Below are 15,472 nucleotides of genomic sequence, written 5' to 3' on the forward strand. Positions count from 1 at the left end.
CCTTCTAAATTCTTCAGTCGTTTGGCTTAGAGGTATCTGTAATTAGTCTCAGTACTGCTCTGTTCCTGTACCCTCACAGCAGCGATCAACGGCCAGATTAGAATCGGGGTATTAGCCTGAAATAGTTCTACCGAATCTACCGGATCAGAGGCGTAGGCAGAAAGCTGCCCTCTATTGAATTTTTATCGGTTCAAGTCTCAGTAGCACGCATCCATGACACTACGTTTTCGATATACCGAAGAGACGCTGCCGGTTTCGTTGATCAAGCGGCTATGCGGCTTAACCAGCTTGTCAATTGGCGAATTACGTTCTCGTGTTTCTACAGGCGAGTCGATCCTGAGCATCACAGCCTTTGAAAACAATTGGGAAGAAGAGCGTGTGCGCCTCGCGTCCGTCATTCATGAGATTGTAGGCGGCTCTCTTCCGCTCTCCGTCTCTGAAGCCGACGATGATAATGACGAAGAAGAAACGCCAATCGAGGCCGAAGTCTTGGTCAATATCCTCAGGTATTACCGTGAGATCGAATTACAGGATCAGCGTAGTGAGGATTTACGCATGGGGGTCATCAATGATCCATCGGACTTTGAACCGCATGATGACGATTGGACAGTTATCTAGCGTTTGGGCCAAGCCATGTTGCACGTTTGTCGTAAGCAAAATCTAAAACCGATAACGCCCTACATCAACGACAACAGCCCTGACCTTTAAAATGAAACTTGCCTCTCACAAGTTTCGCTAACTGCGGCTTGCCACTCATTGCTGACAGTGTCCAGAACAAAGTATGTTGCCGCGAAAGTATTTTCATTTTCTCTCGTAATAATCTGACGAAGAGAAATTAGCTCATTCCTTGTCGTAACCGTGCCTTCCCAAATGAGTTGCTCATCTTGCCAGCCTGATGACGTCAGATTGAGCAAGTTACCATTGCTAACTACAGACACGCGAACAAAATGCTCTGAGACCGCATCGTATCCTAAAAATTCTCGCGAGCTAGTAGGGGCAGAATTGGTTATCGTTGCGACTTCTTCGGCATAGCCCACGTACCAGGAGTCATTTAGATCGCGCTCGACTTGCCAATTTAGGGCAATTGATTCTGACGATAGTGAACTCGGTGGTTGCTGACAGCGCCAATTCCCCTCGAAATACACAATTTCATCGAGTTCAGATGTCAATTGAGAGTCCGGAGAAGAGGGGGCCTGCTCAACTGTTTGTGAAAATGCAGGGCTGACCGCAATAAGACAGGAGGTTGTTAGCAGCCCGATCTTAGTTAACCAGAAGATTATTTTCATGTTCTCTATAGACTGAGAGTACTGTGTCAAAAATAGCTGGATTCTAACCGAACCAGCGGGGACAGTTAAGCACCACTACCTTGTTCCTTGGTTTCGTCTACAGCCCCCTCCTTAAACCAAGACTTTAAGGACAGGTATTTCATTGACTATTTGCCCGCTACGCAACGGGACAATGAAATAATGTCTTTGAAATCCGTTCTTTTATTAAGAAAAATAATCGCTATCGTCAACAAATAAAAAACCCCTAGCCAATACCAAGCCAGAGGGTAAGAGTGAAATGATGGTAAGCCCCTTTTGTCCTATGAGTTCTAATCAGGCTTGACGGCTGGAGGTGTTCAGGGGTTGCTACCTTCTAAATTCTTCAGTCGTTTGGCTTAGAGGTCTCTGTAATTAGTCTCAAGGCTGAAAGTAGCCAGCTAACCCTTGCGTGCACCGGACAGATTGGCAACCCCTGACTTCGCTTCAATATTATTTGCCGCTGGTGACGCTCGCCGTTATGAGGCTTAAGCTCCTGATAGGAAAGTGGTTGAGAAATTGTCTGCTAGTGTGAGGTGAATTGCAGAAACAGTGAATCATATGGAAAAACTGACAGAGTTGCCGGAAAATTTGCCCGCTCCAGTAGATGACGGCGCTTGCAATCACTTGCTTGGAGAGTCTTTGCCATCGATCGCTTTACTATCAACTCAAGATAGTTGGGTAAATTTATCAGCGATCGCAGGACTGGTTATTATTTATTGCTACCCAATGACAGGGCAGCCTGGCATTCCGCTACCTGACGGATGGGACGAGATTCCTGGTGCAAGGGGGTGTACTGCACAATCCTGTGCTTTTCGGGATCATCACCAAGAACTGAGCGAGTTGGGAGCGCAGGTCTTTGGACTTAGCACGCAAAATACTGAATATCAAAAAGAAGCAATAGAGCGGCTTCACTTACCATTTGATCTTTTGAGCGATCGTGATTTAAGTTTTGCCCAAGTATTGAAGTTACCAACTTTTGAGATAGAAGACCTGCGACTTATTAAACGAGTTACGCTCATTGCCAAAGCAGGGAAAATCGCTAAAGTCTTCTACCCAGTCTTCCCGCCTGATAGCAATGCCGATGAAGTTATTGACTGGTTGCGGAACAACGCCGCATCACAAGTCGACGAAGCGGACGGCTGAGGGAATTTGTAATGATGCTAAGACCATCTGCCGCCGCTTATCTTGGTCGTTAAATCGGCAGCGGACCAAGTCAATAATCACCAACGAGGTATCTGTATACCCCGATTATCTCCAGTCGGGTTAACTCTGGGATGTTTTTTCATGATTGAAGCCTGCGATCGCGTTGCTATTGCCGATAATGGACAGCACAACCTTGCCAATCAGCTCCAACGTACGGAACCCCGCCAAGCAATATCAGGTGGCAGCTATACAACGTAGCCCGGCCCAATCGCCTCTGAACTCAGTTTTTATAGCCTTGACCCCTTAAAGGTCAGGGCTGTTTTTTGAAATTGATTAGTTGCCGGTCTCGCAGCGAGCCAAGTAATTAACCACCAGTGAGCTATCTACATACCCTCACGTCAGTCTGGGGAAAATTCTAGTCATTTCCGTCCCCTTGTATGTTGAGAGGGGTAATGGAATTGGCAACGTGGCCTGGTGTTGATTTTGAGTCATTCATCCCTTAATCGGGTAAGTTTCCGTCCCCTTTCGGGGTAATGGAATCTGAACCCGGCTTGTGGCAAGGTTCTAAGCAATGTAGATAAGTTTCCGTCCCCTTTCGGGGTAATGGAATCTGAACGATGAGTTCCCGGCTGCATCCTCAGACGTATATGAGTTTCCGTCCCCTTTCGGGGTAATGGAATCTGAACTTGATGTCAAAGTGTACCGCGATACAAACAGCTTAATCGTTTCCGTCCCCTTTCGGGGTAATGGAATCTGAACCAGTAGGGATTATTAAGGACAAGACTAATAATCTGTGTTTCCGTCCCCTTTCGGGGTAATGGAATCTGAACCAAAACGCAATCGATGGTCGCACCGATTTCTACACGTTTCCGTCCCCTTTCGGGGTAATGGAATCTGAACCCCTACCTTTTGAAACTACTGTGGTTAGGGCTTTCCAGACACCTAAATCTGAGGGGGCAAAACTGACCCTACACAATCGAAAATGACTCCCAATAAGACCCTGTGAAAAACGTTTGAATGTCCCTCACAGTAATCAATCTGAGGGGGTCAACGGAAGAATTAGGTTTTCAAGGCTCGTCTGACCCCCTCAGATTAGCATCAGGATATTTAAATCCTAACCCCTCTGATGAATTTTTAATATTTTGAGTTCAATCTCTAAGAGCCTTGTGGGTCAGCTATCTGGGCTCCTTTGGTCTGTCATCGACCACCCCCAGTCAGATTAACTCTGGGATGTTTTTTCATGATTGAATCCTGCGATCGCGCTGATAATACCGATCACAGACAGCACGGTTTTGCAAATCAGCTCCAGCGTATCGGAATCGCCAAACAGCAATAGCGATGTGGCGGCCAACACCACGATGGCCAGGCCCAAGAGCCACCGGTTCTGCTGCTTTAACCGTGAGTCCTGACGTAGATTTTTGGCTTTCACAGTTCTGAGCTCAGTTTTGATCGTACTGACCTCTTTCTGTAGCGAGAGCGCTGTATCTCGGGTGGCTCCCTGTTGAATCGTCAGCTGGTCAACTTGCGTCGTCAGGGTCGCTATTTGCTCGTCAGAGTCCTTCAACTCCGCTTTCAAACTATCCACATCTTCAAGCCCCAGGGTGGGATAGTCAGTGCTCGGTTCAGTGACGGGCCACTTCAGGAGTAGGCCATAGTCCCCTGTCCTGGGCACGAGCGCATATTCACAGCCTTCATAGATCCGTACGGGCCGATTCAATTGCACCCCATTGCGCCAGAGGCCGTTCCGACTCGGTTGGTCGCCCCCATCTTTGAGCATGATTTGGTCCCCCTCGCGGTAAACCGTGGCATGGATGCGAGAAATCGAGCGCACAAAGACAAGTCGTGGATCCATGCCAACAGCCACTGGGTAGGTCGCCTGGTCCCAACGCCCAATGGTGGCCGGTAGTCGGGCCAAATTGATCGTGTGTCTAATGGGCGTCTCTCGCCCTGGCCTGTACTCAAGGATTTGTAGCATTGCCATGTGCCACTTGAGCTTAATCGTCTGGCTGTAAACAGGAGCCAGCATAAAAAACCGTGTGGTCAGTGAGGTTTTTTATTTCCAGAAATCCATCACGAATTGAAATCTCAACCGCCTGATTGTTGAGGCTAATCAGGAGCGTTTGCAGCTGCTTGACAGGCAATGTTGCTGTCCCCATCGGGGCAATCTGCCCAGGGGGAATAGAGCCAATCAGCGTTTCTGTATGTGACACCAGCATTCCCACCAACTCAGCCGTTTATCCTGATTCGAATCCGCATACTCAACCCCAACGCTAATGGTGATCGGTGACGTTACGAAAAAGACGGCTCGGCCAATGGATTCCCGGATTTTGCCGGGTTCTTTACCCGGTTCAGCCACGCCCACCGAGCTTTTATTCAGTGGTTCCAAGGTGCTGCTATCCAAGATGCCGATAACGGCATAGCCTTCCATGGTGGAAAAATGGATTCGATACCAAATATCGAAGGTACCAATCGGCAATGTGATGTCTTTCCCATCTGGCGATAACGTGATGTCGTTACCAATTCGATAGCAAACATCATTAGCGGCTCTAGGGGTCGTCGTCCACGGTATTTTTCGATTGGTCTCTTTCGTCGAGATAAATAAATCGCTCGCCTGCTCAGGCACCGTCAAGTACAGCTCTTGCGGGTTTGTGGCCTGATTGAGCAGCATCGGCGTCCCATCTGGCCGACCGATATAAACAGCACCTTCGCCATTATTGGCATCAGGGCATTGCACAACTTCCCCATATTTGATGGAGCTAGGAGCCTCCACACCCTCCACACGTCGCGCTAGGAGCACAACATCAAACTTCTTGTCCGCCATCGTAGATTAGGTCAGGGGTTGAAGGATTGTTCTCACCCACACCCGGATCGACAAATATTGCGGGTGGGGTATTGCCAATCCATTCGTAGATTCGAATTCGCCAGTTAGCCTCTGCTTGCCATTGTCCCCATAGGTTGACTTTCAAACGAATTGAGTAAACATTCCAGCCTGAAGCCTCCAAGTGGTTGGGGATGGAAGGATTAAACAAGCGTGGATCTCGATACGGATAAAACCGTCTGAAGCCGTATAAGGAACCATCTGGAAACTGCTGAACGACGGTGATATAAGCCCGACCGGGGAATGCCCCAGCATAGGACCAGTCTTGTTCTATCTTCAGGGTGGGCTCACCAACAATGGGTGGTCCCAGAGTGAGCCATTCAAACTGAGGTTCTACCTCTTGCAGTAGTTGCCAGCTCATCAACCTATATGTGCGGGCAACAGTACCCCGCTTTCGTTAGTAATGTAAGCAGCACCACCACTGTAAATAAACTGATTGACCGAGTGTTCTACAGCCTCGACATAGCCAGCAGCATCTAAGCCATGCTCTTCGATGCAGTCCAACACGGCATCCACGTATTCGTTTCCATCTAGCCAGTTTTGGATCAGCTCCTGTCGTACTGCAAGTTGTTCAATGGCTCGACGCTGATCACTTTCCCCGTGCTCAGGGTTCATATCAAGCCACGTCATAAACGGATCGAGGATGTCGTGTTTTGGCTTCATGGGGGTCTACCGATATCTCCGACGCTCGCGAGTTAGGGAGACTCGATTGAGCCCGAAACCTGCGTTCGTAGTTAGAATCTGAGACTTGATAGCTGCAAATACATCGTGCATATCATCGTCTTCAGCTGCTCTACCAAACGCGCAGCTATCGCGGTTTACGTTCTCATAGGCACCGTATAACTGATTGGTAATTGCTGATCGCTTAGGGACCAAAACTTTGTCTGTAGCGCGGTTCCAAACCACACGAGCAGGGCTAAAGCCATTAATCGGAAAGATAGTACTTGACCCAATAGCATCAGTAACAGCCGCTCCACTTGCAGCGTTCACATTGGCTGCTAAAGCCGAATATCCCTGAACGCTGTTACTGGCTTGAATAACATCCGTCGCAACCCCAAGGTCAAAACCGAAAGGAACGATATATACAGGCTTTTGTGGAGGCCTTGAGCCGCGAGAACCGATATTAGGATCACGAGGGGTACTGATGTATTCGATATATTGCTGCTGAGCCGCATTCAGCTGTGCGCCTCGACGAATGTCGCTGTATCTAGACATAAGGAGAGTACCGTAGAGGATCTGATACCCTTCTAACTCATGTAAACCCTAGATAACGTCAGCCGGAAAGGTTTAGCCTTTCCTGTGGTTTTTAATTGATAGCGCTAGAAAACTAACTGACCAATGGCGCGGGTAATATGCCGGTACGGTCTACCAGGATGATAGGGTTTGGCACACCAAGCACTTCGAGCGATGCATACTGAAAACGGACATCAGCCACGGGTCGTCGTCTGGGCTGACGTCGACTTTTACCATACGCTTGGTCAATATCTGGAATAGTTGGAAACGCTGCAGCTGGTTCCGCGTTGACTTTTTCATTGAAGTATGACCACTCAGGTGTGTCATTTTGAATATCAAGAACTGCCTCAGTCACTCATCTGGCTTCTGCTTCAGTGCGACAGAGTAACTGTAGTTGGTAGCCTTTTGGCCAATCGCTATAGCTATACATGTTCCTGCCCTTTTTCCAGACAAAACCACTACCTGTTACAAAGGTGGTTCGTATTCGCTGGGCGTAGGTTTGGGCTACAGATGGATTGATGGTGGCCGGCGTGTGATCCATCAGCCTAAAGCTGATACGACCATCAATAGGGGCATAACCTGGCTCAACGTCGGTAGCGTCTTCTAAAAAGTAAAGAGTGATTTTAGGTCGTGTCCGGCGACGGACATCAGTTCTATAGTTGGTGATACCTACGTCATCATTGCCACCCAGCAGTCGATCCGCGAACCGACCGCGCAATGTCTCAAACAGCAGTATTCGACCAATGGTCATGTTGAAGGAGTCATCATCACGATGTTCACAGGCCAAAGCCATACTGCTCCGAGGTGTATTGATGTCTAGGTCACCATCCAAGTCGATATCTCGAAACCATTCTCTAACCTCGGTTCTGAATGTTCGGCGGATGGTGTCTTGAAGGTGTTCAACGGGTGAAAAATTATCAGGGAGTGGCATCGTTAGGTGGATCTCCTCTTTGAGCATCGGTTGAGATCGCAACGTTGGGGCTCTGGCTAACCCCCTCGGCGTCTTCTTCGGCTATCTTGATCGGCTGGTTTTCAGGGGCGCTGGTCGGTAGTTGATTTTCCTCATCCAGGCCTGGCGTATCCTCTGGGCCAAAGGCGGTGACGGCATCGGTGAATCGAGCGCGCGCCTCACCTAGCTCATCAACCTCTTGTTGAATCTCGCGAACATTGGAGGTGACGACCGCCAGACTGCTAGCGGTATCCTCTGCTGATTCGAGACCTTGAAATACGCGACTAAATTTAGTGCGGTAGAACTCCTGTGCCTTGACCCGTTCTGACATCCATGGGTAGGCGCGATCTCCCACAACACCGTATTTCTTAAGAGCATTACCAATTTTGCCAGTGTTCTCAGCGGTCCATTCCAGAACGTCCTGTGTGGCGTCATTTATATTGCGTAATGTCCAGACGATATTTGACCCAGCCTGAAGCACGCGATTGGCCTTTTGCCAGCTGGTGCGGGTGTCTTCATAAACATCTTCACCCACCACTGACTTGATGAAATTGGTGACACTATCACCCACCAAGCCATTGATATCCAGGGCGTTGCCGCCTTCGTCTTTGACGCCAATTGCAGCCAGAGCATTACTCACGACATAGCCCAGCGTTTCGCCAATGTCACGACTGATCATTGCGCCATTGTGGAGCACGGTGACAAGGGTCATTAGATTAATGAGCTTATCGATATGGGTGTTTTGCCAGGCCTTTTCGGCAAATTGTTGAGCCTGCTGCAACCGGGTTAATATCGTGACGCCTTGCGCATTGTTAGCAGCGATGCCAACACTATTGGCCGTGGTGGTTGCATCAATTTTTGTCAACAGCCCTAGCTGGGCGGCATCCGTGGCATTGTTGGCAAATAGCTTTTTAACGCCATCTAAGATCCCTTTGTTACAGCCACATTTGTCGCCTTTCTTTCCAGGGGGCAGGTTGGGTTGACCACCCCCACTGTTGCCAGGCGCAGCACTCGGCTTGTTTGCCGGTCTAGGCAAACTTGGCGTACTCGGCTTTGCTCTAGGTCCACCCGCTGGCGTGCTGGGCTTGGCGGGGCCGGGTCCCCCAAGCCCAGCAGCGGCACCGAGACCGATTGCAGCTGCTGCGGGCAAGGCGAGTGAGGCTGGACTGGGTGTTGACGTACTTGGCTCAGGCGATGACTGACCCTCACCATACCCCGGTGTCCTGGGTGCTGGTTGAGGAACGTATGGGTTCGGCTTTTTGCTTGCTGATTTCCCGCTAGAGACTTCGACTACATCAATGATTTCAAGTCGAACATCAATGACGTCTGTATTACTTGTCCCTGTGCCGAATACGATATGTCTTGTCCTGAACTCTTCGAATGACTGTCTAGCGCCATCAGGAGAGGTGACACCAATAAACTTGTGATTTCCAGTGACATTGTCGGGGTCACTGTAGCTGGTCTTTCCGATCGGTCCGGTTACCCCCCTCTCTGTTCTTGGCCCTAGAGGAATCCAGTCGGTTGCCCCTTGAGAGGAGTCTTCGCCGTATTTTCTGGATGGCTCGTACGTGACGTCGTACCTCTTTCCAGCCTCTCCCCAGAAGTCAGGCTCAGTCCCGTAGCTGGGATCAGGCGTTTCCCGGCTTTGCCTGTGTGGTGCTCTGCTCCAACCGAAAAAGCTGTCTATCCCTGAACCTATATTGCCGAAGAAGTCATTGACTCTCCCGGAAACGGCATCAGCGCCTAGCGAGTTGTCGAACCGTCTGCCCGCTTGAACGGCGTCAGCTGCTGAACGTCCCCTCATGAGGGCCGCTGATGTGGATGCCAGTCCAGCAGGGGCGTTGAGTAGGCCTTCGCTGATCATTCCTGCGGCACTTGAGAAGGGGGCAGCTAAGGCCCTTGCCGTTGCCTGAGCTGGTCCTTGGCCTTGACCGAGATTGTAGGCCGCTGTCCCTACGGCTGTGGCGGTAGCTAAGGCAGCGCTAGCTTTTTGAGGACCTGAAAAATTCGAGAGGACATTTGCGGGGGCTGGAAGTCTTACGGATTGGATGGCCGTTCTAGCTCTGGGGACCTGTAATCTCATCCCTTGCGCCGCCGCCCTCACTGGGGACACGGGCTTAAGGTTCAACGGCATTCTCACATTTAAGGGCCTTGGTGCCGCCGCATGATTTTTTGACGCAAAGTGATTAGCGGCTCGTTGAAACCCCGGTCTTTGCCTGGCTGTCCATGGATTGGGCCTAGGGTCTGCTGGTTGCGGGCTATAGGGTTTGTGTTGAAGTGCTTCGGCAGGGAGATGTCCCCCCTGTACGGTGTAGCGCGACCAGTCAGGCATGGCTAACTTTGGATGAAGTCAACGTTTACAGGTGCGGTCAAGGATTCCTTCACCGCCTTGTATTCCATGTCATAGGCAGAACTGGCGTGATCATCCTCTAAGAGGAAGGCACAACGAAAAATAAGCCGATTGTCCTTCTGATGTGATATGAACGGGCCGTTTCGCTCAAATTGCGCTTGGATACCACTATCACCAGTGACGACAGAGGGTGGGCGCTCGTTGTAGTCGAGGGCAAAGCCGTGAGCATTGAGGATAGTACAGGCCCAGGCGGCTAGCTTTTCGTAGGTGTCGATATCGGCAGGAATATGACTGGCTTGGAATTGCATCGTTCACGAGTTCAAGCTTTTGGTACCTTCCGATAGTACTGAAGATCTTGTTTAAACGTCCAAGTCTAGACCTCACTGAGATGCCAGTTCGGACAAGTTCTATGAGGTTTGTGACGTTTTTTTCAAAAGGGCGAGTTGGACTGAGGGCTATCGTGGATGGTTTCTCGTTCTCGTGTACGTATCGATTTCTTACATAAGCTTTTTAGTCGCATCTCGCTAGTAAGCTCATCAATGCTAGCTATAGCGCTTGAATTCGCCCATGCCGCTAGTGTTTCCACGTCTGCCAGCGCTGACTCAGGGATTTGGGCACGTGTCATGGGACTCGCCATGTTCAATAGTTCCAAATACTTGTACTAATAAAGGATATGTAATTTTTGACTATGGATGTACTGCTAGCTGTACTTATCTGGGCGGTGATTGCGTTGCTCTATCTGCAATATCAAAAGTGCCGTCGCGAAGGTCGTCCATTTTTTAGAGCATCTTCTAGACGTCGCAAACACAGCCCTATCAAAGTGTCTCCACCGCAGCGATTTGACACATCTCCGCCACAGCGAGCTCAGCAGAGGTATAGTCAACGATCCGACAATACAGCTCGCAGTCAGCGGCGTAAGAATCGCTCACAGCAGTTAGCTGTAGCACCTTCAGGTTCCGTCCGTAGCCGTACTAAAAAAGATGAATTAAGCGGGAAACTATTACTCCAGTTGAATGGCTTGACTCGCAATCAGGCGACGTCCAAAAGGTTGATTGAAAATTTGAAGATGAGAAACCCTCACAAGCCCTTGAACTGGTGCAGATTCAGTGCCTGAACGCGGTGACGAATGACGCGTGTACCTATAGCTTCAATGGAGTTGAAGATATCCTACGCTTCTTCTGACCCCTCATTCGAGGTCAACTATCTTGGAAAGGGTCAGCGAAGGAAAACATCAGTCTTACCCTTGAAAGTCTTTTATGAGTCTGAACAGCCGTCGGGGACAATCGGTTGCTAATCGGGGAGAGTCCCTACGATTTTTCACGGACCGTCATGAGTTTGTGCGGCTTCTAGTAGAACGCATCAACCAGGACTCGGCTCAGTCGGACTTTCTGTTTTGGTATGGCGAGGGCGGCAATGGCAAATCGCTGCTCCTGAAATATCTAGCGAAAAATGCCTGCCGTCGTCTCATTAGTGCTGACCAGTGGGCTGCCCTGTGCACCCAGTCTGATGTTGAGCTAGCAAGGTCCATTGGTAGTTTGCCAGTAGGCACCTACCACCCCATCCCCGTGGCCCTGCTCGACTTTAACGAAGAGCCCCCCGGTGAAGAACAGCCACGAGATCCCGTGTTTGGTCCCCTGATGTTGCGTAAAAAGTTGGCAGCGTCAGCGTCTGGTAATCATCGTCTAGTCTTTCCTCGATTCGATTTCGCCTGTCTGTGGTATCTAAGTCAGACGGGGCGTTCGGTGGAGCAGGTGCGGGCGTTGTTTCCCCTCAATGAGCTGGCTGGACTGGCCACCACGGTGATGGATGCGGTGAGTGGCAATCCGGTAGGGGCACTCATCAAAGCCGTTTTCGACTTTGGAGCCCAGGGGCTGAGTGAGACGCTGACCCTCAAGTTTCAGTCTTTCGGTTTAGATCGACAGACTTTGGAGACCATTCGCCAGGCCGACAAAGATACGGAGCTGATTGAGCGGCTACCGGAGCTGCTGGCCCAGGACCTCAATCAGGCAATGGCAGCAGATAATGGTCCTAGCCGGATGGTATTGATGTTTGATGCTCACGAGAAGTTTTGGGGGGACCAGCGTAACGTTTCTAGCTATCGTTATTTTGAGCAAGATGCCTGGCTGCGACGGCTGTTGCGGGAGCTCAACACAGAAGCCGGTATCATTCCGGTGATTACAGGGCGGTCTCGCCCCCGCTGGTCTGAGGCAGACCAGTCTGAGGTTCCGAATGATGCCCTGTCTCTTAAGCGTGTCGGCAATTTTACGACTCAGGATGCTCAGGCGTATCTGACAAAGATTGAAGCCGATACACCCTTGGGGCTAACCGATGCGGCTCTTCAGGAGAGTCTTATTGCCTATGCCATGGTCTTACCGGGTGAAGTGCATCCTTTGTATCTAGCTCTGTGTGTCGATGTGGTTAGGGAGGCCAAGGCCAGCGGTCAGACTATTGCAGCGACCGAGTTTAAGCAGTACGAGACCGACTTTCATAAGAAAGGACTGACACTGATCCGGTTGCTAATGAAGTATGTCGATGCCGATACCGAAAATACAATCTATGCCCTGAGTGCCTGCCGTTCGTTCAATAAAGAGCTATTTCAAGTGCTAGGGAAAGCCCTAAACTTTGCCACCTTTGATGCTGTATTTCAGCGGGTCACGCAGTTCTCGTTCGTGTGGTCGATTGAAGAGGGCGATCAGCCGGTTCAATATCGTATTCACGACCTGATGCGTCGGCTCAATGATGACCCGAGAACCCAAAGCGCTCATAGGCTTCTGACAGAGCACTATCGGCAGTTGGGAAATATTGAGGCTGTTTACCATCTCAATCAGCTTGACTGGAGCCAGGGTGTTGATCTCTGGGTAACCCTTTTTGAGGAGATGCTGAAGGTCAGCCGATACGAGATGTGCCGAGCGCTGTTGGATATGCGTCGAGAGTTGTTGATTCAAAGCGACTTTAAACTAGGCCTGATTTCCGATGCCGAGGGCCAGTACTATCAGAGCCTATCGATGTATGGGGCGGCGCAACGGGAATATGAGGAAGCGATTGCGGCCTACAATCATGATTTAGAGGAAAATCCTGAGAGCACAAGCAGCTTCAATAACAAGGGCAATTCGCTCCAGAGGCTGGCGGATTTACAAGCGGTGCTGTCTCATCACGGTGAGGCCCAGGCGAGCTATGGCGAGTCGATAGCGGCCTATGATGCGGCCTTACAGCGTGCGCCGGACCTTGTTCAAGCGCTGAATAATAAGGGCCTTTCGCTCCAGCGGCTGGCGGATTTACAAGCGGGGCTGTCTCAGCACGGAGCGGCTATGGCGAGCTATGGCGAGTCGATAGCGGCCTATGATGCGGCCTTACAGCGTGCGCCGGACTATATCAATGCGCTGAATAACAAGGGCTTAACCTGCATCAAATTTGGGATATTTTTAGATGGTCAAGAAGCTACCGAACAAATTAGCCTTCTAATTCAGGATGGTTTAGCTTGCTGGAATCGCTGCCTAGAAATAGTTCCAGACAATACTAACCTAAGGGAATTACGGGACCGATTCCTTGCCATGATTCAGAGTGACGCGTAGGTTTTGGACACGGGCTACGGCAACTGGCCATTATCTAGAACAATCTGGGCATTCCCAGCCTGTTGGCGTATGAGACGGCTGGAGCGTGTAACCTCTGAAATCTCCATCTACATCTGAGTTGCGCTTGCAACTCGCCTAACTGCTTGAATCCGACACTAATCAGCGATGAATCATGAGTCGATCAACTCTAACCGAGGAAGACTTTTAGATTAGTGTGCTGAAAGAGCTATTTGGGGGATAGAACGTGACGGACTATGAAAAGTACTCATGACCTTGTTCTATGATTGTTATGAGCTTTGAAAGCCCTGAAAATCCTCGTGTCGGCGGTTCAAGTCCGCCTCCTGGCATTGCCGGTCTAATTGCCGGTGTATGTGGTAGTGGGTCGTTGCCCGAGTGGTTAATGGGGGCGGACTGTAAATCCGCTGGCTACGCCTACGTTGGTTCGAATCCAACACGGCCCACCACATAGTCTTTTGCCTTCATAGCTCAGCGGTAGAGCACTCCCTTGGTAAGGGAGAGGTCACGAGTTCAATTCTCGTTGAAGGCTTCTGAGTTATTAGATTAAGTTTTTGTGTTTGCTTTTCAATAGGTAAAGCATAGGTTTTTCATGTCTTTTGGGGCATCTATCGCTTCAGTTGGCCATGGCACTGCTATAGGTGTTCAGATTCATGAATGATCATCTGATGAAGCGTGGAACTACGTCTCCACGGTGATTGTCTCTGAGTTCATTAGGTTTGAAACTTTTAGAGCTTAGGCACACGCTGTAGTAAATTACTCCAATTACTCCTTAGATAGTCAAGCAATTTCAAGTTTGCGCTAAGGATATCAAATTTGACATCACAAGGGTTCTTAATTGCATCTATCTAGTGCTCAAGAGGGTTTATAAACTCCAGTATCGGCATGATTGTTATTAGGAATCATCGTTATGTATAAGTCTTACGATGGCAATATAAAATTGCGTGCACCAGCGCTTCATGTTCAAAAAGCCATGGTGTTTATCGATGGAACAAACTTCCGATACTGCCTTAATGGATCTGAAGTTAAAATTATCAAACCGATTCATTGGTTTGGAGAGATCTTTCTCGAAGGTCGCCAGTTAGTTAGAACTTTTTTCTATACATGTGAGCCGCATTTAGCATCACTTGAAAGTGAGCATGGTGAGGACATATTGCAAACTTCTAAGGTGGTTTTAGGATATGCAATACCCATAGGAGGCGGGAATTATAGTGAGAAGGGAGTAGACGTACATCTTGTCTCAGACATGGTCTATCATGCTGCCATGAAAAACTATGACTATGCTTTGATAGTGACTAGTGATCAAGAATTTGTTCCTGTTATTGAACGAGTGCAAGATCTTGGCTGTCAAGCAGGTGTCTTATCCCTTTTTCGACCGGTACCCAGAGAACTGCAGAATGTATGTGATGAAGCTTTTTCTTTGAGTAAGGAGCAGTTGATTTCTAATAATATTGGTATTGAAATGACTGCCCTCAGTGTTTGATTTGTTGATAACTAAGAATTAGGCAACGTTCACTATTGTCTTGAATCTGTTTCAAGCATAAGTGCTTCATATAGTAGTGAACTGGTTGAGCTTAATTTATATCTACAAGATGATTAGGCTGGCTCAAAATAGATGGGCTGGGAACTTCTATAGCATACTGCTGAATGCATATCTCCAAAGGAGAGGCTGCGCCAGCAGCAGTGTGATACACCTATAGCTGTTGTTATTCGTAGCTTTCAGTCATAACTGATGTTGTGAACTATGGGCGTCAAGCTATAGATGTAATTTTCTATACGCAGCTGAGGTCGCCTTGATAAGGTGCTTTTCATTTTATGGTTGTGGCTAACCCACACACCCTGTATTGGGCCTAGAAAAATCGAGAATTCCAAGGTGACTATATTCATTGAGGCCTCTTGCAATCTTTGAAAGGTTTGTTTCTTTATGAGAAGGCATGGGAAAAGTTTGATTAGAGGCGCGTAGATTTACACAGGGGATATGCTCATAGAAGGCGTTTCTGCATATTTCACTACCAAAGCGACGGTAAA

Annotated in this window: 16 protein-coding genes, 2 tRNA genes and 1 CRISPR repeat array; of the genes, 7 read left to right on the plus strand and 11 right to left on the minus strand. The window is 49.2% G+C overall.

The features are described 5' to 3' along the window. Positions 1-213: 213 nt before the first annotated feature. Positions 214-618, plus strand: coding sequence for a hypothetical protein (locus U2F10_RS23420; RefSeq protein ID WP_499873397.1), 405 nt, complete (start codon positions 214-216; stop codon positions 616-618). Between the two features lie 86 nt (positions 619-704). Here U2F10_RS23420 and U2F10_RS23425 read toward each other — a convergent pair whose 3' ends face one another. After that, the gene (locus tag U2F10_RS23425) at positions 705-1,286 is read right to left on the minus strand and encodes a hypothetical protein (protein ID WP_499873398.1); all 582 of its coding nucleotides are present in this window, start codon (positions 1,284-1,286) and stop codon (positions 705-707) included. Positions 1,287-1,862: 576 nt separating this feature from the next. Between U2F10_RS23425 and U2F10_RS23430 the strand changes: the two genes are divergently transcribed. Next, positions 1,863-2,447, plus strand: a complete 585-nt coding sequence (locus tag U2F10_RS23430) for a peroxiredoxin (RefSeq protein ID WP_499873399.1) — start codon at positions 1,863-1,865, stop codon at positions 2,445-2,447. Positions 2,448-2,958: 511 nt separating this feature from the next. After that, positions 2,959-3,347: direct repeats of the CRISPR family, unit length 35 nt; unit sequence GTTTCCGTCCCCTTTCGGGGTAATGGAATCTGAAC. Between the two features lie 319 nt (positions 3,348-3,666). Here U2F10_RS23430 and U2F10_RS23435 read toward each other — a convergent pair. The 10 genes from U2F10_RS23435 to U2F10_RS23480 all read right to left on the minus strand — a co-directional run bounded on the left by U2F10_RS23435 (position 3,667) and on the right by U2F10_RS23480 (position 10,165). Then, positions 3,667-4,473 (minus strand): FHA domain-containing protein, encoded by an 807-nt coding sequence (locus U2F10_RS23435; RefSeq protein ID WP_499873400.1) that lies wholly within the window; start codon positions 4,471-4,473, stop codon positions 3,667-3,669. After that, complete coding sequence (locus tag U2F10_RS23440) at positions 4,442-4,663, minus strand: hypothetical protein (RefSeq protein WP_499873401.1); 222 nt, start codon at positions 4,661-4,663, stop codon at positions 4,442-4,444. The genes U2F10_RS23435 and U2F10_RS23440 overlap by 32 nt, the downstream gene beginning before the upstream one ends. After that, positions 4,636-5,268, minus strand: coding sequence for a hypothetical protein (locus U2F10_RS23445; protein ID WP_499873402.1), 633 nt, complete (start codon positions 5,266-5,268; stop codon positions 4,636-4,638). The genes U2F10_RS23440 and U2F10_RS23445 overlap by 28 nt, the downstream gene beginning before the upstream one ends. Then, positions 5,249-5,686 carry a hypothetical protein gene (locus U2F10_RS23450; RefSeq protein ID WP_499873403.1) on the minus strand — a complete coding sequence of 146 codons (438 nt, stop codon included), beginning with the start codon at positions 5,684-5,686 and terminating at the stop codon, positions 5,249-5,251. Before U2F10_RS23450 ends, U2F10_RS23445 begins: the two co-directional genes overlap by 20 nt. Further along, positions 5,686-5,988: a hypothetical protein gene (locus tag U2F10_RS23455; protein WP_499873404.1), complete on the minus strand. Its 303-nt coding sequence runs from the start codon at positions 5,986-5,988 to the stop codon at positions 5,686-5,688. Before U2F10_RS23455 ends, U2F10_RS23450 begins: the two co-directional genes overlap by 1 nt. 6 nt (positions 5,989-5,994) lie before the next feature. Beyond that, positions 5,995-6,540, minus strand: a complete 546-nt coding sequence (locus U2F10_RS23460; RefSeq protein WP_499867767.1) for a hypothetical protein — start codon at positions 6,538-6,540, stop codon at positions 5,995-5,997. Between the two features lie 112 nt (positions 6,541-6,652). Next, positions 6,653-6,913, minus strand: a complete 261-nt coding sequence (locus U2F10_RS23465) for a hypothetical protein (RefSeq protein ID WP_499873405.1) — start codon at positions 6,911-6,913, stop codon at positions 6,653-6,655. Then, positions 6,914-7,489 carry a hypothetical protein gene (locus U2F10_RS23470; RefSeq protein ID WP_499873406.1) on the minus strand — a complete coding sequence of 192 codons (576 nt, stop codon included), beginning with the start codon at positions 7,487-7,489 and terminating at the stop codon, positions 6,914-6,916. It lies immediately after the preceding gene. After that, positions 7,476-9,839 (minus strand): hypothetical protein, encoded by a 2,364-nt coding sequence (locus U2F10_RS23475; RefSeq protein ID WP_499873407.1) that lies wholly within the window; start codon positions 9,837-9,839, stop codon positions 7,476-7,478. The genes U2F10_RS23470 and U2F10_RS23475 overlap by 14 nt, the downstream gene beginning before the upstream one ends. Positions 9,840-9,841: 2 nt before the next feature. Then, positions 9,842-10,165: a hypothetical protein gene (locus tag U2F10_RS23480; RefSeq protein WP_499873408.1), complete on the minus strand. Its 324-nt coding sequence runs from the start codon at positions 10,163-10,165 to the stop codon at positions 9,842-9,844. A gap of 380 nt (positions 10,166-10,545) precedes the next feature. On the opposite strand from U2F10_RS23480, the gene U2F10_RS23485 reads away from it, so the two are divergent. The 5 genes from U2F10_RS23485 (at position 10,546) to U2F10_RS23505 (ending at position 14,927) form a co-directional block, all read left to right on the plus strand. After that, positions 10,546-10,971, plus strand: a complete 426-nt coding sequence (locus U2F10_RS23485) for a hypothetical protein (protein WP_499873409.1) — start codon at positions 10,546-10,548, stop codon at positions 10,969-10,971. Between the two features lie 142 nt (positions 10,972-11,113). Beyond that, positions 11,114-13,429 carry a hypothetical protein gene (locus tag U2F10_RS23490; RefSeq protein WP_499873410.1) on the plus strand — a complete coding sequence of 772 codons (2,316 nt, stop codon included), beginning with the start codon at positions 11,114-11,116 and terminating at the stop codon, positions 13,427-13,429. A 379-nt stretch (positions 13,430-13,808) separates the two neighbouring features. Beyond that, a tRNA-Tyr gene (locus U2F10_RS23495) sits at positions 13,809-13,893 on the plus strand. An 11-nt stretch (positions 13,894-13,904) separates the two neighbouring features. Further along, positions 13,905-13,976 (plus strand) — tRNA-Thr (locus U2F10_RS23500). A gap of 378 nt (positions 13,977-14,354) precedes the next feature. Further along, complete coding sequence (locus tag U2F10_RS23505; protein WP_163671216.1) at positions 14,355-14,927, plus strand: NYN domain-containing protein; 573 nt, start codon at positions 14,355-14,357, stop codon at positions 14,925-14,927. Positions 14,928-15,472 lie beyond the last annotated feature (545 nt).

It is taken from the genome of Leptothoe sp. EHU-05/26/07-4, assembly GCF_043421015.1.
Lineage (GTDB): Bacteria > Cyanobacteriota > Cyanobacteriia > Phormidesmidales > Phormidesmidaceae > Leptothoe > Leptothoe turfae.